Raw genomic sequence first — 20,680 nt, 5'->3', positions numbered from 1 at the left:
GCGCAGGCAGATGCGCACGGCGATCGCTGCGCTCGTGAGTGAAAGTCCGGCGCCGTCGTCGTCGCAGGCCGCCGGGCCTGGCCGATCCCCCTGAGCGAGCGCTGCGCAGTGACGCGCGCCGACGAGCGACAGGAGCAGGTGTCCCTTGAGTCAGGTGCGTAGGTCGGCGGGGACGGCGCCTGGGGCCGCAGAGGAGCAGATCTGCTCTCGCGGGCATGTCGCGAGAGACCTGTCCCGAGAGATCGGCGGAGGCCGACGACGACGATGGCCACCGGGTCGCGCGGCGACGCATCGCCCCGCTGCGGAAGCAGAGTGACCGTCCGTGACGCCAGACAGCGACGACCTCGAGCTCCGCCGACTCGCCGGACGCGAGCGCCGTTGGCTCGCCGGCGGCCGTTCACGATCTCTGCCGACTCGCCGGACGCGAGTGTTGTTGCCTTGCCGCAGAAGAGGACCCGCCGTTTGTGACGCGAGAAAGCGTCTGGTCGGCGGCCGCCAGGCCGTCGACCAGGCGCCGGCGAGCTGCCCCGAAGGACATCCATCATCGAAGCGCCGCCGGCGGGTCGGCTTCTCACGGGTGAGCCGTGCATGGGGTCCGGGGCTGCCTCGGCCGCGAATACGAGGGCAAGATGACCACGACGAAGTCGGGGTCATCGGCACGCTGAACTCGCGGCCGAGGCAGCCCCAGATCCCTCGCGAGGCGCATCCGGCAATCAGCGAAGCGACCGGAGCCGCTCTCCGTGGTTGAATCCGCGGCGTCGAAGGACATGTCTACAAGGACATGTCTGATGGCGCATGGCCCAGGGGGCATGTCCGCAGAGACATGCCCGAGAGGGCTACTCCTTCTTGCGCGTGAACCAGGCGCGGATGCCGGCGAACAGGCCGACGATGGCGAGGACGATGAACTTGCCGCCCTTGGCGAGGAGGGCGAACAGGCCGGCCTTGGCGGCGACCTTGCCGGCGATGAGGCCGCCGATGCCGTAGGCGGCGACGGTGTCGAGGTCGGGGTTGAAGTCGCCGTAGCGGTTGCCGCTGTCGAACTCGACGAGGCCGTAGATCTTCTCCATCTCGGGCTTGATGTCGGCCAGCTGGGTCATGCCGGACACCGCGTTGAGCTCGAGCACGCCCTTGCGGCCGAGCACGCGTACGGCGTAGTTGAGCGAGTTCTCGCCGCCCTCGTCGCCGCCGAGCTCCTTGGCCCAGTAGAGGCTGTGGCGGGCCTGGTCGTAGTGCGGCGGCTCGGCCCAGCCGACCAGGTGCATGGCCGGGAAGCCCATCGCCTTGCGCGACTCGTTCTCGGCCTCGGTGGCCTCCTTCATCTGCGCCAGGAGCTCGTCGTAGTCGATGCTGGCGGCGTCGGCGTCGTCGACGTGGCCCTCCTCGACGTAGGACACGATGACGCCCCAGCCGCGCGGGTGGGCCGGGCTGAGGTCGGCCGAGACGATCATGCCGAGCGGCTGCTCGCCGGGCGGGTTGTGCCAGGCCTCCTCGATGACGCGGCGGGCGTCGGCAGGGCCGAGGAAGCGGTACTGGGTGCCGAGGTGGAGGGTCGCCAGGCCGGAGCCGAGCGGGATGTCACCTGTCTGATAGTTCAGCTTGCCGTCGAACTCGGCGGTCATGAGGATCGCCAGCCCCTCGGCGATCATCTTCTCGTCGTCGCTGAGGGCCTCGCCGCGGTCGATCTTGCCGCCCAGGGCCTGCAGGCCGGCCTCGTCGAGCTGGGCCAGCTTCTCCTGCTGCTGCGGGCTGAGCGCGTCCCAGCCGGGCGGAGGAGCGTCCTGCGGGGCTGCGGCGCTGTTGCCGTCCTCGAACACGGTGGCACGAGCGGTGAGCGGGGCGCCGGCGAGGAGCGCTCCGAGGACGAGGGCGGCGTGCTTCATCGCGCCAGGCTAACACCGGGCTCAGGCAGGCGATAGTGGTCAGGGCCGGGCCGCGACGGCGCCGGCGAGCAGCTCGGCGATCTGGTTCTGGAGATCGCGCGCTTGCGGGGCGGCGAACACGTCGAGGTCGTTGAAGAGGATGGCGAAGGCGAGCGGGGGGCGGCCGACCGCGCCGGCGTAGCCCGAGAGGGTGGAGACGCCGTCGAGCGAGCCGGTCTTGGCGCGCACGAACCGGGCGGCCCGCCCCTCCTGCATGCGCGAGCGCAGGGTGCCGTCGACGCCGGCGATCGGCAGCGAGGCGAGGAAGTCGGCGCCGAAGCGGAAGTCGCGGTGCACGGCGATCAGGAGCTGCACCAATTGCGCGGCGCTGATCCGGTTGGCGTCGTAGAGGCCGGAGCCGTTCTTGTAGACGAAGCCGTCGACGCCGACGCCGAGGCCCTCGAGCCAGGTGCGCACGCGCGCGAGGCCGCCGGCGAAGGTGGCGGGCGCGTGGTCGTCGAGGCTCTTGAGGATGTGCTCGGCGACGTAGTTGTTGGACAGCTTGTTGACGCTGCGCACCAGCACGCTGAGCGGCTCGGAGCGGACCAGGGCCAGGCGCTCGCTGTCCTCGGGGACAGCTTCGAACTTGACCGCGCTGCGGCCGAGGCTGACGCCGCGCTGCTTGAGGACCAGGCGGAACACCTCGCCCGCGTACTCGGCCGGCTTCGCCACGGGGTAGCGGTACTCGGCCGGCGCGGCGTCCTTGCCGATCGTGCCGTCGACCGCGATCTCGACGACGCCGTCCTTGTTGGTGCCGATGGCGAGCTTGAGCTGGTTGCGCGCGCCGGAGGCGGTGGTGGCGGTGTTGGCCTTGAGCTTGAGCGAGGGGACCGGCGGGTCGATGGCGACGATCGCCGGGTCGCCCTCGCCGGGGCCGGGGCGGGCGAGGACGACGTAGGTGCCGAAGTTGACGGCCGTGGCCCCGCCGGGGGCGCGGAACGAGGCCAGCTCGTCCTTCTGATCGAACAGCGGCGGCAGCTCGTCGCGGTCGTAGGCGGTGCTGTCGAGCACGAGGCCGCCGGTGACCTTGGTGACGCCGAGGGCGCGCAGGTCGCTGGCCAGCTGATAGAGGTCGGCGGTGACGAGCGAGGGGTCGCCGCCGCCCTTGAGAAAGAGGTCGCCGTCGACGGTGTGACCCTTGAGCGCGCCCTTCTTGGCGTAGACGCGGGTGACGTAGCGGTGCTCGGGCCCCAGGAGCGACAGCGCGGCGGCGGTGGTGACGAGCTTGATGTTGCTGGCCGGGTTGAGGCCGAGGTCGGGGTTCTTCTCGTAGAGGCGAGCGCCGGTGGCCATGTCGACGACGAGCAGGCCGACGCGCGCGCGCGCCAGGAATTTGGCCTGCAGCAGGAGGTCGATCTGCGACGCGAGGTCGGCAGGGGCGGCGGCCGGCGCGGGATCGGCGGCAGGTCCCGCCGCGGAGGTGGGCGGAGCGAGGCAGCACACGCCGAGCGCGGCGGCGATGGCGAGGCGCGGACCGATCGAGGGGCGCACCCGGGCAGGCTACGAGAATTGCCGGCCGAAGGTCCAATTTGCGGCGCTCGTTGCGGCTCCAGCAAGCTTTGCGACCTGGGGTGAGCGGGTGATGTCTTCCTCGCCGCGCGGACGGCGATCCCATGTATGCTGATGGCCTCGGCAGGAGCGCTCATGACGATCGCGCGGAGCTTGCGGTGGTTCGGGTTCGGGTTCGGGCTGGTGCTCGCGTGGCCGCACACGGCCGCCGCGGCGCCGCCGGAGCTGGCGGCCGCCCAGGACCGCGCGCTGCCGATGGCGCTGCGCGGCGGCTCGCTGACGATCGCGCACAAGTCGTACACGCTGCACGGGCTGCCGGTGCGCGGGGCGTTCGCCACGGTGCTGTCCGAAGGGACAGGCGAGCGCGAGGCCGCCTTCCAGCGGCCGCGCGTCGGCCCGCAGCTGATGCCCGCGGAGGCGCGGATCGACGCGGCGGAGGCGGAGGACATCGCGGCGGCCCACGCGAACGCGGAGGGGCCGGACGAGCCGGGCACGCTGGTCTACAAGCTGATCCTCGGCGAGCCGGTGCTGGCCTACGAGGTCGAGCTGCCGCTGCAGTGGGACCCGGAGCCGAGCAAGAAGACGATCTGGGTGTCGGCCAGCTCGGGCGTGGTGCTCGACGAGTGGGAGCACGTGCGGTCGTCCAGGGCGCGGGTGTTCAAGACCAACCCGGCGTCGACGCCGGTGCCCGTCGAGGTCGAGCTGGCGGGCATCCACGCCACGGGCCCGGGGCAGCCGCTCGAGGGCGACAGGATCCGCTCGTTCAACTGCACGCTCGAGGCGCCGCCGGACGACCAGATCCAGCCGTGGTGGGCCGAGGGCAAGTGCTACGCGGTCCACCGCGCGGAGTCGGACGAGAACGGCGACTTCTTCCTGCCGCTGCCCGACGTCATCTTCCCCGCGGACAACGCCGACGACGACGACCTCTACGCCGAGCTGTCGATGTACTACAACGCGGAGCGCTTCATCGACGAGATGAAGCGCTTCGGCGTCGACGCGTTCAAGTGCGAGCTGTCGACGATGCTCGCCAACTACCGCACGACCGAGCTGTCGACCGCGTACCCCGACCTCGACTACACGCCGCTCAACAACGCCTACTGGACCAACACCTGCGACCCGGAGAAGGGGCCGACGATGATCTTCGGCCAGGGCGCGGCGGTCGACTTCGGCTACGACGGCGACGTGGTCTACCACGAGCTCGGGCACGGGATGGTCTCGCTGCTGACGCCGGACGGGCTCGGCGACCGCACGCTGCGCGCCGAGGGCGTGCTCAACGACGCCGGCGGGCTCAACGAGGCGATCGCCGACTACTTCTCGGTGATCCTCGCCAACGAGCCGCTGCTCGGCGACTACGTGGCCCGCTTCTGGCCCGGCTACGGCAACGCGATCCGCAACGCGGAGAACACCAAGCGCTGCCCCGACAACATCGTCGGCCAGGTGCACAACGACGGCGAGCCGTTCATGGGCGCGATGTGGGCGGCGCGCAAGCGGATCGGGCGCGAGAAGATGGACCCGGTGATCTTCGAGCTGCTGCCGCGCCTGCCGAGCGACGCGGACCTCGAGACGGCGAGCCTGACGGTGCTCGAGATCGCGGAGGAGGGGCTGGCCCGCGGCGAGTGGACCGAGAGCGACATCGACGTGCTGGTCCGGGCCTTCGACGCGCGCGGGCTGTACGACTGCCCGCGCGTCCACACCGACCCCGACAAGGTGGCGGCGGGCGCGTCGCTGTACCTGCGCGGCAAGTCGACCGCGGTCACGCCGTTCTTCCCGGGGCCGATGCAGCTGCGCCACGAGGTGCCCCAGGGCTCCGACAACGTGATCGTGCGCTTCCGCCTCGGCGGCACGGCGGGGCCGGCGGGCAACCCGGCCGGCGTGGCGGTGCTGCTCAAGCGGGCCGACGCGCCGATCCAGTTCGAGTACACGCTGACGGCGGTCGACAAGAACCCCGACGGCTCGAACAAGGGCTCGGTGCGCGAGGTGATCCAGGTGACGGGCGACTGGGACCATCAGCTGGTCGCCAGCCGCCTCGGCGAGTCGGACAATCAGCTGGTGCTGCGCGGGTTCCGGCCCGGCGAGGTGGTCCACGTGGCGCTGGCCAACCTGACGTCGGGCGAGCAGGTGGCGAGCGCGACGTCGGTCGTCAGCGTGCCGCCGGAGTTCCTCGACGAGGGCACGGTGACGGTCGACGTCGGGCCGGCGGAGACGGCCGGGCAGGGGGCGGACGCGCCGGAGGTCCACACGTCCGAGCCGGAGGCCAGCTGCGCCTGTCGCAGCGAGGGCGGGTCGGCGGCGCCGCTGGGCGCGCTGGCGCTGCTGGGGCTGTCGCGCCGGCGGAGGCGGCGTTGAGCCCATGGCTGGTCTTTGGGACAGGTTGTCGACGGCCTACAACACGCTGCTGCCGCTGGCGCTGGTGCTGCTGATCGTCGGGCCGGTGCTGCCGAACGCGGCGCTGGCGGGGGCGCCGTCGAAGCTGGCGCAGTGGTTGAAGAAGATCAGCGTGATCCAGACGTGGAACATGTACGCGCCCGATCCGACGCGCGCGCACACGTACATCGCGGTCTACGCCGAGTTCGCGGACGGCCGCCGCGAGGCGCTGGCCGAGGCCGAGCAGGCCAGGAGCGGCTGGGACACGACGTGGGCGTGGGACAAGACGCGCAACGACATCTGGCGCTTCTACGCGGTGCTGAACCCCGACAAGCCCAACAACAACCGGCTGTGGTACCTGCGCTCGGTGTGCGTGCGCGAGGCGCTGGCCCGCCCGGAGCCGCCGCGCAAGATCGTCGCCGAACGGGTGCGGCGCCGCTTCACGCCGCCGGACAAGGTGCGCGCCGGCAAGCCCGGGCTCGGCCAGGTCGAACGCAAGCCGCTGGCCACCGTCGACTGCAAGAGCTGGCCGGTCCGCGACATGGTGGCCGCGGCGCTGGCTCGACAAGGTTGATGTGACAGGATCCGAGGGACAGGGCGCGGAGGACAGCCGGCCGGCGGACGCGCGAGCCCGCGGGGCGGGTGAACGTGACGTGGTCGAAGCGACAGGTCTGAACGGACAGGTCCGGACGACGGGGGCGGCGGATGATCACGAGCTGGTCGAAGCGACAGGTCCGAACGGACAGGGCGTGAAGGACAGCCACGGACGCCTGGCCCGCCTGCGCGACGCGCTGCTGACCGGGGAGGAGGACCCGACGGCGCTGGGGCTGCTGCGGATCGGGCTGGTCGCGGTGTTCACCGCCAGCCTGCTGTCGCACGTCGGGGCGGTGGCGGAGTACTTCTCGAGCGCGGCGCCGCTGAGCGGGGAATTCGCCCGCCAGGCGTTCCCGTCGCGCTGGTCGCTGTTCTTCTCGATCGACGACCCGCTGGCGGTGCAGGCGATCTTCGCCGCCGGGGTGGTGGCGCACGTGCTGTGGCTGGTCGGGCTGTTCACGCGGCCGGCGGCGCTGGTGAGCGCGCTGGTGTGGGTCAGCCTGGTCGGCCGCAACCCGCTGCTCTACGCGATGCCCGACCAGCTGCACACGGCGATGATCGTGTGGCTGGCGCTGATGCCGAGCGGCCGCGGGCTCAGCCTCGACGCGCGCTGGCGCGGCAAGGGCGGGCCGGTGCCGGTGTGGTGCCGCCGGATCGTGCAGCTGCAGCTGGCGGTGCTGTACACGACGACCGGGCTGGCCAAGCACGGGGCGACCTGGAAGTCCGATGGCACGGCGATCTACTTCTCGCTGGTCAGCCCCTACAACCGCCACTTCGACCTGACGCGCGCGCTGGCGTCGCTGCAGCCGTTCGTGCTGCGGCCGATCACGTGGCTGGTGCTGGTGTGGGAGGTGGCGTTCTCCGGGTTCGTCGCGGCCCACTGGCTGCGCCAGCGCTGGCGCCGGATCCCCGACCTCCGCTGGCTGTTCCTCGGCTTCGGCGTGGCGATGCACGTCGGCATCCAGCTGATGATGTACGTCGAGTGGTTCACGCCGCTGACGCTGGCCAGCTACCTGGCGTTCCTCAGGCCCGAGGAGGCGCGGCGGGTGGTGCGGTGGGTGGTGCGCCAGCGAAGTTGAGGGCGCCGCGAGCGCCGTGCTAGGGTCTCGCCATCATGCACCTCGTCAGCTTCGAGATCTCGAACATCCGCGTCATCGGAGCGCTGAAGTGGAGAGTTGAGCCCGGAGTGCGTCAGGGGTGGCATGTGTTTCTGGGGCCGAATGGTGCAGGAAAGAGCACGCTGCTTCGGACCATCGCGCTTGCGTTGGTCGGACCAAAGGACGCTGCTGCTCTGCGCCAAGACTGGCGCGACTGGCTTAGCTCCGGTAAGAATGACGGAACCTGCACGCTAATCTACAGCGATGACGGCGAGCGATGGGATCCTCTTGTTGGTCGAGGTCCGCGCCCAGGCCAGACCTACCCTTGGATCGTACTGACGCTGGAGCGTTTGGAGAGTGGCTTGGTCGAACTGGATGGGTTCGGAACGACGAAGTACAAGAAGCACACGCCGGTTGCGAATGTTTGGGGGAGCGGTTCGGGATGGTTCTCGGCCTCGTACGGGCCGTTCAGGCGCCTCCGGGGGGGAGACAAGGAAGCCGAGAAACTGTACTATTCGCACCCAAGGCTAGCTCGCCACCTGACGGTCTTCGGTGAGGACATCGCCCTGTCTGAGTGTTTGGCGTGGATGCAGGGACTTCGGTTTGCCCAGCTTGAAGCTGAACGGGCTGGACAGCGCGATGGTGGACCGAGCGGTCGTCTACTGCAACGCCTCATCGCCTTCGTAAATCAGAAGGGTTTCTTGCCCCACGGGGCTCAACTGGTGGATGTTAGCCAGAAGCGTGTGACGTTCAAGGACGGCAATGGTCATGAGATCGAAGTCGGCGAGCTCAGCGACGGCTACCGATCGATCCTCAGTCTGACGTTCGAGCTCATCCGTCAGCTCTCGATTGCGTACGACCCGGACATCATCTTTGCGCCGCATGACCCGACGAAGATCATCGCCCCCGGAGTCGTGCTGATCGACGAGATCGATGCCCATCTGCACCCGTCGTGGCAGGTACGCGTCGGCAAGTGGTTCGTCGAGTCGTTCCCGAACATGCAGTTCCTGGTGACGACACACAGTCCCCTGGTGTGCCAGGCGGCGGTCAAGGGGTCAGTGTACAGGCTGCCGCGGCCGGGGAGCGACGAGGAGGGCCGCATGGTCATCGGCGACGAGCTGAATCGGCTGCTGTATGGCGACATCCTCGACGCCTATGAGACCGAGAGTTTCGGGGTCTTGGAGACTCGCTCGGAAGAAGGCGAGGCGAAGCTGCGGCGCCTCGCCGAGCTCAACGTCAAGCGGCTGGACGAAGGGCTGGACGCCGATGAAGAGAAGGAACGTGCCGCACTGCGCCGGACACTACCGGTACATCAGGATGATCTGACTGAAGAGGAAGGTTGAGCTGTGATCCGGCTGGTCGCGCTCGAACTTCCGGAGGTAGCCTCGAACCAGCTCGCGGCCTGGCAGCAAGCGATTACAGCGTTGCCCACGTACCAGGAGCGGGTGGCGCAGGCGCGAGAGCAATTCTCGGCCCGAAACAAGACCGGCAATCCAGTGTTCCGCGCTGTGAGAGGGCAGCTCGCCGCGATGTGCTGTGGCGAGCGGCGATGCGCGTATTGCGAGGATTCCTGCGCCGACGAGATCGAACACGTGCGGCCCAAGGCGCTCTTCCCTGAAGAGGTGTTCGCGTGGCGCAACTACATTTACGCGTGCGGTCCTTGCAACGGAATCAAGCGCGATAACTTTCCTCGGCTAGTGGGCGGGGTCGTTCGCAACGTGGCACGCGGACCCAAAGACCCGATCGTCGAGCCACCGCAGGGGGTTGACCTGTTGCTCGATCCGAGGGTGGATGAGCCCGCAGAGGTGCTGATGCTGGATCTGTCGACGGGGTTCATCTTGCCGCGTCGATCACTGGACCCACTACAAAGACAGAGAGCTGAACAGACGATCGAGGTGCTGCGGCTGAATCGGCCCGGCTTGATGCGAGCTCGGATGCGAGAACACAGGAACTATATTGCCCGGCTGGCGAGATACATCCGTATGCGCGACGAAGACGAGCTTGCCGATCTAGACGCGGACGTTGAGGACATCTGCCGGATGGGACATCCCATGGTGTGGAACGAGATCCGACGCCAACAGATAAACCACCCAGGGCTCCACAGGTTGTTCGTGCAGGCGCCGGAGGCGCTTGCCTGGGCGCCGCGACCTCACGGTGCGGTCGACTGAGTCTTGTGCTGCGCATTCATCTGTCTCAAGAGACAGGTGGCGCGGCGACGGTCGGGGTCGACTCGGAGGGGTCGGGCTCGCCGGCCTCGGGGTGGGCGCGGCGCCAGGCCTCCTCGGCGGCCAGGCGCTCGCGCGGGTGGCGGATGACGCCGACGACCTCGCCGCGGCAGCGCGGGCAGACGCGGTCGCCGGGGGCCAGCGGGGCGCCGCAGCGCGGCTCGGAGCAGCGCGACTCGCGGAGGAAGCGGCCGAGGACGAGGCCGGTGACGCCGAGGCCGAGCGCGATCATGGGGATCGTGCCGGCGTCGAGCTGGAGGCCGCCCTTCATGCCGGCGACCACGCCGCCGAGCATGAGCGCGCCCATGCCGAGGGTGCGACCGAGCCGCGCGGCCATGCTGCGCTCGACGCGGAAGACGGGCTTGCCGGCGTTGACGCCGGCGATGCCCGGGTCCTCGTCGCGCCTGGCCTCGAGGACAGCATCGGGGTCGTCGGTGAACGGGACGGTGAGCGCGGCGAGGTCGGGCGCGGGCGGCCACTGCTCCTGCGGCGGGACGCCGAGCTGCTGGGCGACGGGCGGCTCGGCGCGGTCGAGGGCGGCGTAGGCGTGGCGCAGGAAGGCGGCCTGGTTGGCCTGCAGGAGCTTGCCGATCCGCTGCCGCTCGGCCCGCGGGAGGGCGCGCGCGTGCAGCTGCGCGGCCAGGAGAAAGCACAGCGACTGCGGCGAGAGGACGCCGAGCCGCGCGGGGGTGCGCCGGGTCTGCATCGGGCCGGCGGCGGTGCGGACGGTGTAGCGCAGGGCGGCGTCGGCCGTGAGGACACCGAAGCCGAGGTAGACGCCGGTGAGGTCGATGCGCGGGTCGAAGGCGTCGCCGGTGGCGAGGCCGAAGTGCCGGCGGTAGACGTGGGCGACGACGCGGGCGGCGGCGGCGACGATGGTGTGCGGGTCGACCATGGCCGAACCCTCGGCGCCGATCTTGACGAGGTCGCGCTCGATGCCGGCGAGCCAGACGACGAGGTCCTGGCCGCGCGTGGAGCTGGGCTTGCCGAGGACCTCGCCGCGTCGCGCCGGGTCGGCGTCGTAGATGGCGACCTCGACGCGCAGCTGACCGAGGCCGGCATAACCGAGCAGGCGCCGCACGAGCCGGCGCAGGCTGCCGTCGCCGCCCTGCCAGCGATCGGGGAAGAAACGCGGGCTGGGCTCGAGCAGCGGCGCGACGAGCAGCGGCGCCGGACCACGCGCCTTGACGAGCGCGACGAGCTGGTCGAGCAGGGTGCGACGCTCGTCCAGGGGCGGCAACATCAGGCCGTCGTCATCGCGCTCGGTCGACACGGCGTGGAGGTGTAGCACAGCCGCCTGGACGCCTGACGCGGACCGCGGGCGGGCTGATGTGGACGGTCCGCGCGGGGTGGCGGCTGTCACCAGCGCGAGGTCGGCCGGGCGTCGCGCGGGGCGGAAGATATGGAGGGCGAGCCGCCGGCGCGTCCGAGAGCAAGGAGGCGAGGAGGACAGGCTGTCTTCGGGGGCAGGTCGCCTCGGCGAGGGCGTCGGCGTTCAGCTCCGGCGTGCGGTCGGAGGCGTCGGGACGAGCGAACGACGCCGCTCAGCCCCGGTTCTTGCCGCTCGGGGGCGGTCCCTTGGGACTGCTGACGGGGTTCGTGCCGGCAGGGGGCTGGCCCTGCTGGGGCTTGGCGGCGGGCTGTCCGTCGGGACCAGGGGCGGGCGTGGCATCGCCGGGCTGTCCCTTGGGACTGGTCGTGGGCTGGCCCTGCTGGGGCTTGGCGGCTGGCTGTCCCTTGGGACTGGTCGTGGGAGTGGTGCCGGCCGGGGGCTGGCCCTGCTGGGGCTTGGCGGCTTGCTGTCCCTTGGGACTGGTGGACGCCGCGTCGCCCTTGGCGGCGGGCTGTCCCTTGGGACTTGTGACGGGCTCGACGGGCTGGCCTTGCTGGGGCCTGGCGGGCTGTCCCTTGGGACTGGTCGACGGCGCCAGCTCGGGCTCCGGCTCGGGCTCCGGCTCGGGCTCTGGCTGGAGCTCGGGCTCGGGCTCGGGCTCGGCCAGCTCGGGCTCGGGCGCGACGTAGGGCGCGGGGACGACGGGGAAGACCTTGCTCTCGCTGCCGAGCACGTGCTCGAGCAGGAGCGGCTCGCCGGTGGGTCGGCGGGCGCGGAGCACGACGACGGCGCGCTCGCCCTCGCCGAGGCCGGTGGGGATCCCGGCGACGCGGTTGCGCTCGCCGGGGCGGAGGGTGACCTTGCGGACGATCGTGCGCGCACCGGCGGAGTCCTGACGCAGCACGAGGACGACGGCGTCGACGAGGCCGGGCGGGACCACGAAGTCGAGGTTGCCGGCGGTGGCGTCGAAGGTGAGCTCGGGCCAGGTCGGCCACAGCCAGTCGAGCAGCGAGCGCGTGACCTCGACCGCGCGGGGCGCCAGGTGGACGAACTGCTCGCGGTAGACGGCCTCGTCGATGTACGGGCGGACGCGGCCGTCGTCGTCGGTGTCGAAGGCGGCCAGCGGCCGGCCGCTGCCGCTCTGGATGTAGCCGCGCGCGGCCGGCCACGGGTGCATGCGGGCGCCCTGGAGCTCGACCGGGTCGAGGCGGCTGGCCTGCAGCAGCTCGGCGGCGGCGGCCTCGGGCGTGAGGTCGTCGTCGAGGTGGCGCGGCGCGGGGACGCTGGCCTCGGACAGGAACCGGCGCGCGGTGAACACCGCCAGGCCCTCGTAACCTGTCCCTTCGGGCATGACCAATGCGCCAGGATCCTTGCTGGCCGGGGCGCCGCCGAACAGGTGCTCGGCGAGCGAGCCGGCGACGGGGATCCCGCGGGCGCGGGCGACCTCGTCCTGGGCGGGGCGGCCGGGCAGGGCGCTGCGACCGAACGCCAGACGCGCCAGTTCCGCAAACGGCAGGCCGCGATCGCCGGGGCTCGGCGACAGCGGGCTGAAGAAACCGCTGACGTCGCCGCGCGCGTGGGCGGGGACGGCGAGGTCCTGGACGACGTGCAGCAGCGCGCCGAGGCCGACCAGCGCCAGCGCGAGGTGGTGCGCCCGCGCGTCCGCCTCGGGCAAGGTCGAGGCGAGCTCGAGGTGGCGCCACATGTTCGGCGGGGCCAGCGGGTCGGTGTCGTCGCGCAGGAACGAGATGACCGAAGGGCCCTGTCCCGAGAAACCTGTCTGTGTGGCCAGGGCCGCGGCCGAGCCGCCGTTGTGGCGGACCTGGCGCAGGCGCACCAGGCCGGGGCGCTGCTGCGGATCGGCGAAGGCGGGCGCGAGCGGGTCGTCGCGGTCGACGAAGTGGTGGACGGCGCGGGCCGAGGGGACCAATTCGGCGAGCACGCCGACCTGCAGCCACTGCAGCGCCGGCAGCTCCCACACGTCGCCCTCGACGCAGTACTTCTGGGTCTCGATCGGGGCGCCGAGGCCGGGGCAGGAACCGGGGCCGCCGAGCGCCTGGAGGCCGCCGTGCTGCAGGGCGGCGGTGAGCATGCGCCGCTCGGGCGCGCTGAGCCGCCTGGGGTCGACGCGCAGGGCGGTGAAGAGGCCGCGCTGGAGCTCGCTCTGGGCCATCCAGCGCAGGTGCAGCGCGCTCTCCAGCAGGGCGCGGTCGACCATGCCGAGGTGGGTGGCGCGGGCGTCCCACGCGGCCGCGGGCGCGGCCGGGAGCGCGAGCGACAGGGCGAGTCCGAGGCCGAGGGCGCGGCCGACCCGGCGGAGCCACGAGCGCGCGCGGGTCACGGGCGCCGGCCCTTCCCGGCCGGCTGGCCTGACTCTGGGGACATGGTCGAAGCGCCCTGGCCCTTGGGACTGGTGGTTTGACCTGACTCTGGGGACATGGTCGAAGCGCCCTGGCCCTTGGGACTGGCGACGCCGGCGGGGTTGGTCGCGCCGCCGCTGCCGCCCGGGGCGGCGGACTTGCCCGGGACGGCGCCGCCCGGGACGCCGGAGGCGGCGGGCGCGGTCCCGGCGGGCGCGCCCGCGGCCGGGTCGGGCACCTGCTCGAGGCGGTCGAGGTTGCGGTGGACGTGCTTGGCGAGGATCAGCGCGGTGTCGAGGTCGTGGCACTGCTGGTCGCCGCAGGTCAGCAGCACGCCGACCTTCTGCTCGCGGTCGACGAAGCCGATCGCGTGCACGCCGTCGGCGGTGGTGCTCCACGTCTCGGGGGTGATGTCGCCGGCCGGCTTGACCTTGCCGAAGGTCTCCTGGATCGTCGCCGCGACCGGGTCCATGCCGCCGGGCGGGGCGCTCCACACCCGCAAGGCGAGGTCGTGGCGCTCGTCGCTGCTGATCGCCTGCAGGTGGACGCCGTGGTAGAAGCCGGTGCGCTTGAGGTCGGTGAGGTCCTTGACCTCGAAGGCCTCGGTGTAGCCGGTGCGCTGGCGGACCTCGTCGGGGGTGAGCAGGGCGGTGGCGTCGAGCACCTCGGCGACGACCGGCCCGGCCGGCTTGCCGCCCTCCTCCTCTTCGACCGCGACCACCGGACCTCCGGCGCCGCCGAGAGCGCGGAACAGGTCGAGGTTGGCGAGGTCGGCCTCCCACCGCACGGCCTTGTGCAGCGGCCGCGGCGGCGCCAGGAACAACAGATGATCGGCGTGCGAGTCGCTGTTCTGCCACTTGCGCAGCTCGACGCGGTTGTGTCGCACGGTGAAGTCGGAGCGGGGGCCGCCGGTGGGGACGGCGTCGGAGCGGTAGCCGGCGTAGCCGCGCTTGTAGACGATGAGGTAGGCGTCGACGAGCCGCGTGGTCGAGCCGCGCACGCTGAGCCTGGCCGGAGGGATCCGGTAGCGGCCGGCGGCGTCGGTGGTGACGCTGGACGTTTCCGCGCCCCAGGGGCCGATGAAGCCGTCGCCGCGGTCGTACGACCAGACGGCGACGACGGTGGCCTCGGCGATCGGCTCGCTGGTGGCGACGTCGACGACCTGGCCGTCGAAGGGGCCGAGCAGCGAGGCGTCGGTGACGAGGTCGCGCGCGCCGACGAAGGCCGGCGGACGCACGATCGGGGCGCAGGCCACGAGCGCGGGCAGGCCCAGCGCGGCGAGGGCGGCGAAGACGGCTCGCGCGAGCCGCCGCGCGGGCGAGGGAGGCGATCCGGCGCCGCGGCTCCGTGAGGAGGAGTCGGGGCGGAGCAGCCACTGCGATCCGTCGCGGTCGGACCGCGTGGACGAGGCGCCCACCCCCGAGGGCCGGGAGGGATCGCCCACGGGCGACGGCCACGGGGCGCCGGTGGGCCCGGCAGACCCGCCCGCGGATGACTGCTCGGGCGCGGAGGGCGGCGGCGACGAGCCTGACTGTGCAATGGCGACGCTCAATTGACGCGGTCCGAGCCGGACGGGTACCCTGACGGGGCGAATCGCGGGCGAGCGCGGGTCTATCCCACGCGCGCGACCCTGGCAAGCCTTCTCCAGGCATGAGGCCGATGACGGAGTGGATCCCCTGTCCCGCCTGTGGCACCGAACACGCCCCAGAGGCTGCTGCGTGCGAGATCTGCGGTTATCGCCTGTCGCCACCGGCGCCAGTGAGCGCGCTCCCGAAGTGCGCGCGCTGCGGGCAGCCGCTCGGCGACGGCTTCGAGTTCTGCCAGATCTGCGGCCTGCGCGTGCACTCCCGGCTGCCGCGCCCGAGCACCCAGAGCATGAAGTTGATCCCGCGACGCCTGCTCGAGGGCACGGGCGAGGTGGAGCCGGCACGACCCCCCGTACCCGATCCGGCGCCGCGTTCTTCCGCGGGTGAACCGACCCCGGCGCCCGAGGCCGGGATCGTCTCGCCGGCGACCCCGGCGCCGCCGACCGCACCTGTCCCGAACGCCAGCGAGGCCGAGCCCCCGCTCGTCGCCGCCGACAGCGGCGGCAACGCCGGCAACGGCCCGGAGGCGAGCGAGCCGGGCCAGGGCTCGTGGGGGGTGGCGCGGGTGGTCGGGCTGCGACCGCCGGCCGACGGGGTGCCGGTGCCGCGCGAGGGGCCAGGGCCCGGCGACACGGCGCGGATGGGTCAGGCGCTGCCGTCGGAGCAGGCGCAGGTGTCGGTGACGGGCTCGCCGGGCGGGCCGTCGTGGTCGGCGCCGATGGCGAGGCTGGCCGTCGAGTCGTCGCGTCGCTCGGCCGGGGCGGCGCCGCTGCGGATCGTGCTGGTGAAGCGCGACGGCTCGGAGGGCGAGTCGGTGGCGCTGCGCGGGACGCTGGTGGTGGGCCGCAAGCAGGGCGACCTGATGTTCCCGAGCGACGAGTTCCTCAGCCCGGCCCACGCCCGCCTCGAGCCGGCGCCCGGCGGCGGGGTCCGCCTGGGCGATCTGGGATCGCGCAACGGGGTCTATGTCCGGATCTCGCGGCCGGAACCGGTGTTTCCGGGCGATCTCTTCCTCGTGGGTCACCATTTGCTGCGGCTGGAGAACCTCCCGTCGGGCGGACGCGAGCAGGAGCTCGACGCCGAGGCGACGCGCCTGTTCGGCACGCCGATGCAGCCGGCGTGGGGCCGCCTGACGCTGATCGGGGTCGGCGGGGCCGAGGCCGAGGTCCACTGCCTGCGCGCGCCGCAGATCGTGTTCGGCCGCGAACTCGGCGACATCATCTTCCCGACCGACCCCTTCGTCAGCTGGCAACACGCGCAGCTGGCGATGGAGCTGCGCGGAGACGCGATGACCGTCCTCCTCACCGACCTCCGCTCGGCCAACGGGACCTACCTCCGGATCCGCGGGGATGTCATCCTTCAACCGGGCGACATGTTCCGGGTCGGGGACCAGATCTTCCGCGTGAGGATGCACTGAGGTGGCGCAGCTCGAGGTGTTCGCGAGGACCGAGGTCGGTTGCGTCCGCAAGCGCAACGAGGACCACTTCGTGGTCCAAAACCTCCAGACGGGGGAGCGCGGGCTGCTGCCGCACCAGCGCGTGCAACAGCTGACGTCGCGCGGGACGCTGATCGCGGTGTGCGACGGGATGGGCGGCGCGGCGGCCGGCGACGTGGCCTCGGGGATCGCGGTCGACGTGCTGTCGGCGGTGGTCCACGCCAAGGCGCCGTTCGCCAGCACGGCCATGGCTCAGGACGTGATGCACGAGGCGATCACGGCGGTGAACGACAAGATCCGCGCGGCCGCGGTCGAAGATCCGGCCCGCCACGGGATGGGCACGACGCTGACGGCGGCCCTGGCCTTCGGGCCAGAATTGATGATCGGACACGTCGGCGACTCGCGGGCGTACATCCGCCGTGGCCGCTCGCTGACGCAGGTCACGACCGATCACAGCGTGGTCGGGCAGCTGATCGCGGCCGGCCGCCTGCGCCCCGAGCAGGCCCGCGACTACGAGCACCGCAACGTGCTGCTGCAGGCGCTCGGCGTGCAGCCGCGGGTCGGGCCCGAGTTCGACGTGGTCCAGCTGCGCGCCGGCGACGTGCTGCTGCTGTGCAGCGACGGCCTCACCGGGCCGGTCACCGACGAGCAGATCCTCGGGCTGATGCTGCGCTACGAAGACCCACTGCGCTGCTGTCGGGCCCTGACCGAGGCCGCCTGTGCCGCCGGCGGACCCGACAACGTGACGGTGGCGATCGCGCGGTTCTCCGGCGAGGGCCTCGAGCTGCCCCACGGGCGCGAAGAAGTGGCCGTGAGCCGCACCCAGCTGGCGGTCTGACCGCGGCGTGCATGGTTCTAGTCGTGAGTACCGACGACGTGTTCCTCCGCCGCGCGATCGAGCTGGCCTGCGCCAACGTGCGCAGCGGCGGCCGGCCGTACGGGGCGGTGGTGGTGCGGGGCGAGACGATCGCGGCCGAGGGAGTGAACGAGCTGCACCTGCGGCCCGACCCATCGGCGCACGCGGAGATGCTGGCGCTGCGCGCGGCGGCGGCGGCGCTGGGGCGCACGCGGCTCGACGACTGCACGGTGTACGCGAGCGGGCAGCCGTGCCCGATGTGCCTGGCGGCGCTGCACCTGGCCGGGGTGCCGCGGGTGGTGTTCGCGTACAGCAACGCCGACGGCGAGCCGTACGGGTTCTCGACGGCGGCGCTGTACCGGCAGATGGCGCTGCCGCTGTCCGAGCAGCAGCTGCAGATCGTGCAGGGCGACGCGTCGGTGGGCCCGGAGAACCCGTTCGCGCTGGCGTCGCGGCGCTGCTAGGCTGGTGGCCGTGGACGACGCGGTGCTCGTGACCGGCGGGGCCGGGTTCATCGGCTCGCACGCGGTCGCGGCCCTGCGCGCGGCCGGCCGGCGCGTGGTCGTGCTCGACGACTTCAGCACGGGGCGGCGCGACAACCTGGCCGAATGGACAGGCGATTCGCAGGTCGAGGTGATCGCGGGCGACGTGCGCGGCGACGTGGCGGCGCTGCTGGCCGGCCGCGGGCCGTTCGCGGCGGTGGTCCACCTGGCGGCCCAGACGTCGGTGGTGCGATCGATCGCCGCGCCGATCGACGACCTCGACCTCAACCTGCGCGCGACGGCGCGGCTGCTGCTGTGGGCGGCCTCGGCGGGGGCGCCGCGGTTCGTGTTCGCGTCGTCGGCGGCGGTCTACGGCGAGCCGCGGCAGGTGCCGGTGGCCGAGAGCGACCCGACCGCGCCGCTGTCGCCCTACGGGGCGGCCAAGCGGGCGGCCGAGCTGTACCTCGGCTGCCTCGGCCCGCTGTACGGGGTGGCGACGGTGTGCCTGCGCCTGTTCAACGTCTACGGGCCGCGGCAGGACCCACACAGCCCGTACTCGGGGGTGGTGGCGGCGTTCCTGGCGCGGGCGCGCCGCGGCGAGTCGCTGACGATCTTCGGCGACGGCACGCAGACGCGCGACCTGGTGTACGTCGGCGACGTGGCGCGGGCGATCGCGCTGGCCGCGGGGCCAGGTCCCGCAGGACATGTTCCTTCATTGAGACAGGACACGCCGCCGGAGCCGGCGGGGATCAACGTCGGCTCCGGGCGCGAGACGTCGATCCTCGAGCTGGCGGCCGCCGTGCAGCGGGTGTGCGGCGAGGACCAGCCGATCGCGTTCGCGGCGGCCCGCCCGGGGGAGATCGCGCGCTCGGCGGCGGTGACGGAGACGGCGGCGGAGCTGCTGGGGTTCCGCGCGGAGGTCGAGCTCGAGGAGGGGCTGCGGCGGACGGCGGCCTGGCTCGCGGGGCAGGGCTGAGGTCGGACGCGGGGACGCTGTCTTTCAGGACATGTCCAGAGGGAGATGTTCAAGAGGACATGCTCTTCGCGGCATGTCCTTTCGAGAATGCCCTGGAGGACAGGCGGATCACCAGTCCTCGTAGACGCTGGGCAGCAGCTGCTCGGGCAGCTCGTCGCGGTCCACGACGGCGGGCAGGAGGGCGAGGACGCGGTCGGCGGCGTCGTCGGACAGGTCGTCGGCGAGCGGGAGGGCGAGGCGCTGGAGCCGGCCGAGGACGGGGGCGCGGGCCTCGAGGACGGCGAGCAGGTCGTCTTCGTCGCGCAGGACGCCTTCGAGCGAGAGGACGGTCCACGAGGCGGGCAGGGGGCGATCGCACAGCGCGTCGATCAGGGCCACGAGGTCGTCGCTGCCGGACAGGTAGACGTGGCGCAGCGCCGGGGCGCGCAGGCCTCGCAGCGCCCGCACGACGGCGGCCGCGGGCGCGGGCTCGGCGTCGCGGCTGAGGCACAGCACCAGGCGATCGAGCGCGGGGAAGTCGCTGTCGCCGAGGCCGGCGAGCGTGGCCGGCGGCAGCGGGTCGCCGAGCAGGTGCAGGTGCTTCAGGCGCGGGTGGCCGCAGCGGCGCAGCTCGGGCGCGCCGGTGACGTAGGCGGACTCGAGGGCGGGCAGGCCGTGGAAGACGAGGTCGAGCCGGCCGGGGGTGTTGGCGTGCTGGCGGGTGATCGTCTGGAACGGGGTGTCGAAGATGAAGCTGCGGATCCGCGGCAGCGGCCGCCCGGCCAGCGCGGCCGACAGGGCGGGGCCGGGGATCGCGTGGTCGCACACGAATTGCAGGCTGGAGGCCTCGCGCGCGTCGGCGACGTCGGCCAGCAGCTCGCAGCGGACGCGGACGCCGTCGTCCTCGACGAACACGCACTTGAGGCGGCGGCGCTCGGGGTCCCACTCGAACAGGCCGTCGGCGATGTCGCGCTGGCTGTCTTCGAGGCTGATCGGGCGCGAGGTGAGGCCGTAGCCGTCGCGGCGCATCCGCTTCAGGACGTACTCGAGGTGCGCGCGGGCGTCGTCGGCGTCGTCGAAGGTCTGGGTGACGGCGTGCTCGCCCTCGCCGGTGACGAGGTCGCAGTCGTCATGGACGATCCGGATGGTGTCGCGCCCGCGGGTGAGGAGGTGTTCGGTGGCCACGCGGGCGCAGCCTAGCGCAGAAAGCCGCGGCCGCGCCTGCTTCCGGCGGACTCAGGCCCGGTCGCGCTGGCGCCGGTGCAGGCCGGCGCCGACGAGGCCGGCGACCAGCAGCATGAGGACGCCGGCGCCGAGGTGCGACGGCAAGGTGTGATCGAGGCCGGTGATGACGCAGTGCCAGGTGGTGGTCAGGACGCCGAGCAGGGCGATCGCCGCGGCCAGCCACAGCGCGCCCGCGGAGCGCCGGCGCTGGACGAACGCGCCGCTCAGGGCGCACACGGCCAGGACCAGGGCGCCTGCCCCGAGGGTCAGGGAGGCGCAGCCGACCTGGTAGATCGGATGGTCTTCCATACCTGTCGGATAGGACATGTCGAAAAGCGCAGGCCCGGCGGCGACCACGAAGGCGACCGCGGCGGCGAGCAGGCCGAGGACGACCCGCGCGGCCCGGCCGGGGAACCACAGGCCGAGCCCGAGCGCCGGCAGGGCGAACAGCGCGAGGCCCCACACCAGCGCCTGCAGGCCGAGCATCCACGCCGGCTGGGCCCAGAGGTCGTCGCGCGCGCCGGTGAGGACGAGGCCGACGATCGGGATCGCGGCGGTGAGCAGCCAGGCCGGCCGGAAGTGCTGCAGGCGCTCGCGCCGGCGCTCGGCGAGATCGCCGGCGATGAGCGCCCTGGCGTCGATCTCGGTCATGCGCGAGCCCCTCCCGCGGCGGCGTGGATAAAAGGAAGGGAGGCGCCGACGTCGGGCGCGGCGTGAGGCGGCGCGAAGCGGTCGAAGGCG

Annotated in this window: 16 protein-coding genes; 9 read left to right on the top strand and 7 right to left on the bottom strand. The window is 72.3% G+C overall.

What is annotated here, in order from left to right; translation table 11 throughout:
* Window positions 1–836: 836 nt before the first annotated feature.
* Both K7C98_RS34835 and dacB read right to left on the bottom strand, forming a co-directional pair.
* Window positions 837–1,880 (bottom strand): DUF2167 domain-containing protein, encoded by a 1,044-nt coding sequence (locus tag K7C98_RS34835; RefSeq protein WP_224196162.1) that lies wholly within the window; start codon window positions 1,878–1,880, stop codon window positions 837–839.
* 39 nt (window positions 1,881–1,919) lie between these two features.
* Window positions 1,920–3,410: a D-alanyl-D-alanine carboxypeptidase/D-alanyl-D-alanine endopeptidase gene (dacB, locus tag K7C98_RS34830; protein ID WP_224196161.1), complete on the bottom strand. Its 1,491-nt coding sequence runs from the start codon at window positions 3,408–3,410 to the stop codon at window positions 1,920–1,922.
* A 153-nt stretch (window positions 3,411–3,563) separates the two neighbouring features.
* Here dacB and K7C98_RS34825 point away from each other — a divergent pair, with 153 nt between their 5' ends.
* The 5 genes from K7C98_RS34825 to K7C98_RS34805 all read left to right on the top strand — a co-directional run bounded on the left by K7C98_RS34825 (window position 3,564) and on the right by K7C98_RS34805 (window position 9,651).
* Entirely contained in the window at window positions 3,564–5,774 is a 2,211-nt protein-coding gene (locus tag K7C98_RS34825; RefSeq protein ID WP_224196160.1) for an MYXO-CTERM sorting domain-containing protein, read from the top strand.
* A gap of 4 nt (window positions 5,775–5,778) precedes the next feature.
* Window positions 5,779–6,366 (top strand): hypothetical protein, encoded by a 588-nt coding sequence (locus K7C98_RS34820; protein ID WP_224196159.1) that lies wholly within the window; start codon window positions 5,779–5,781, stop codon window positions 6,364–6,366.
* Between the two features lie 79 nt (window positions 6,367–6,445).
* Window positions 6,446–7,465 carry an HTTM domain-containing protein gene (locus K7C98_RS34815; RefSeq protein WP_224196158.1) on the top strand — a complete coding sequence of 340 codons (1,020 nt, stop codon included), beginning with the start codon at window positions 6,446–6,448 and terminating at the stop codon, window positions 7,463–7,465.
* Between the two features lie 35 nt (window positions 7,466–7,500).
* Window positions 7,501–8,826, top strand: coding sequence for an AAA family ATPase (locus K7C98_RS34810; RefSeq protein ID WP_224196157.1), 1,326 nt, complete (start codon window positions 7,501–7,503; stop codon window positions 8,824–8,826).
* A gap of 3 nt (window positions 8,827–8,829) precedes the next feature.
* Window positions 8,830–9,651 (top strand): hypothetical protein, encoded by an 822-nt coding sequence (locus tag K7C98_RS34805; RefSeq protein ID WP_224196156.1) that lies wholly within the window; start codon window positions 8,830–8,832, stop codon window positions 9,649–9,651.
* Window positions 9,652–9,676: 25 nt separating this feature from the next.
* On the opposite strand, the gene K7C98_RS34800 is transcribed toward K7C98_RS34805, so the two are convergent.
* From K7C98_RS34800 to K7C98_RS34790, 3 genes are all read right to left on the bottom strand, one after another.
* Complete coding sequence (locus K7C98_RS34800; protein ID WP_224196155.1) at window positions 9,677–10,981, bottom strand: zinc ribbon domain-containing protein; 1,305 nt, start codon at window positions 10,979–10,981, stop codon at window positions 9,677–9,679.
* A 271-nt stretch (window positions 10,982–11,252) separates the two neighbouring features.
* Window positions 11,253–13,382: a hypothetical protein gene (locus tag K7C98_RS34795; RefSeq protein ID WP_224196154.1), complete on the bottom strand. Its 2,130-nt coding sequence runs from the start codon at window positions 13,380–13,382 to the stop codon at window positions 11,253–11,255.
* Entirely contained in the window at window positions 13,379–14,638 is a 1,260-nt protein-coding gene (locus K7C98_RS34790; RefSeq protein ID WP_224196153.1) for a carboxypeptidase-like regulatory domain-containing protein, read from the bottom strand. The genes K7C98_RS34795 and K7C98_RS34790 overlap by 4 nt, the downstream gene beginning before the upstream one ends.
* A gap of 413 nt (window positions 14,639–15,051) precedes the next feature.
* On the opposite strand from K7C98_RS34790, the gene K7C98_RS34785 reads away from it, so the two are divergent.
* The 4 genes from K7C98_RS34785 to K7C98_RS34770 are packed head-to-tail and all read left to right on the top strand — an operon-like array spanning window position 15,052 to window position 18,736.
* The gene (locus K7C98_RS34785; protein ID WP_346660323.1) at window positions 15,052–16,404 is read left to right on the top strand and encodes an FHA domain-containing protein; all 1,353 of its coding nucleotides are present in this window, start codon (window positions 15,052–15,054) and stop codon (window positions 16,402–16,404) included.
* A 1-nt stretch (window position 16,405) separates the two neighbouring features.
* Window positions 16,406–17,260 (top strand): PP2C family protein-serine/threonine phosphatase, encoded by an 855-nt coding sequence (locus K7C98_RS34780; RefSeq protein WP_224196152.1) that lies wholly within the window; start codon window positions 16,406–16,408, stop codon window positions 17,258–17,260.
* Between the two features lie 23 nt (window positions 17,261–17,283).
* Window positions 17,284–17,742 carry a nucleoside deaminase gene (locus K7C98_RS34775; RefSeq protein ID WP_224196151.1) on the top strand — a complete coding sequence of 153 codons (459 nt, stop codon included), beginning with the start codon at window positions 17,284–17,286 and terminating at the stop codon, window positions 17,740–17,742.
* A 10-nt stretch (window positions 17,743–17,752) separates the two neighbouring features.
* Complete coding sequence (locus tag K7C98_RS34770; protein WP_224196150.1) at window positions 17,753–18,736, top strand: NAD-dependent epimerase/dehydratase family protein; 984 nt, start codon at window positions 17,753–17,755, stop codon at window positions 18,734–18,736.
* Window positions 18,737–18,844: 108 nt separating this feature from the next.
* Here K7C98_RS34770 and K7C98_RS34765 read toward each other — a convergent pair whose 3' ends face one another.
* Together K7C98_RS34765 and K7C98_RS34760 are read right to left on the bottom strand one after the other, a co-directional pair.
* Window positions 18,845–19,900, bottom strand: coding sequence for a hypothetical protein (locus K7C98_RS34765; protein WP_224196149.1), 1,056 nt, complete (start codon window positions 19,898–19,900; stop codon window positions 18,845–18,847).
* 51 nt (window positions 19,901–19,951) lie between these two features.
* A complete protein-coding gene (locus tag K7C98_RS34760) occupies window positions 19,952–20,590 on the bottom strand; it encodes a hypothetical protein (RefSeq protein WP_224196148.1) in 639 nt (212 codons plus the stop codon).
* Between the last annotated feature and the right edge of the window lie 90 nt (window positions 20,591–20,680).

It is taken from the genome of Nannocystis pusilla, from assembly GCF_020073745.1.
GTDB classification, from domain to species: domain Bacteria; phylum Myxococcota_A; class Polyangia; order Nannocystales; family Nannocystaceae; genus Nannocystis; species Nannocystis radixulma.
This window is presented reverse-complemented; position numbering and strand designations above follow the sequence as displayed.

Coding starts and splice junctions, on each gene's coding strand:
- K7C98_RS34760 (WP_224196148.1), bottom strand. CDS start 20,590: ATGACCGAGATCGACGCCAGGGCGCTCATCGCCGGCGATCTCGCCGAG.
- K7C98_RS34835 (WP_224196162.1), bottom strand. CDS start 1,880: ATGAAGCACGCCGCCCTCGTCCTCGGAGCGCTCCTCGCCGGCGCCCCG.
- K7C98_RS34825 (WP_224196160.1), top strand. CDS start 3,564: ATGACGATCGCGCGGAGCTTGCGGTGGTTCGGGTTCGGGTTCGGGCTG.
- K7C98_RS34810 (WP_224196157.1), top strand. CDS start 7,501: ATGCACCTCGTCAGCTTCGAGATCTCGAACATCCGCGTCATCGGAGCG.
- K7C98_RS34820 (WP_224196159.1), top strand. CDS start 5,779: ATGGCTGGTCTTTGGGACAGGTTGTCGACGGCCTACAACACGCTGCTG.
- K7C98_RS34785 (WP_346660323.1), top strand. CDS start 15,052: ATGAGGCCGATGACGGAGTGGATCCCCTGTCCCGCCTGTGGCACCGAA.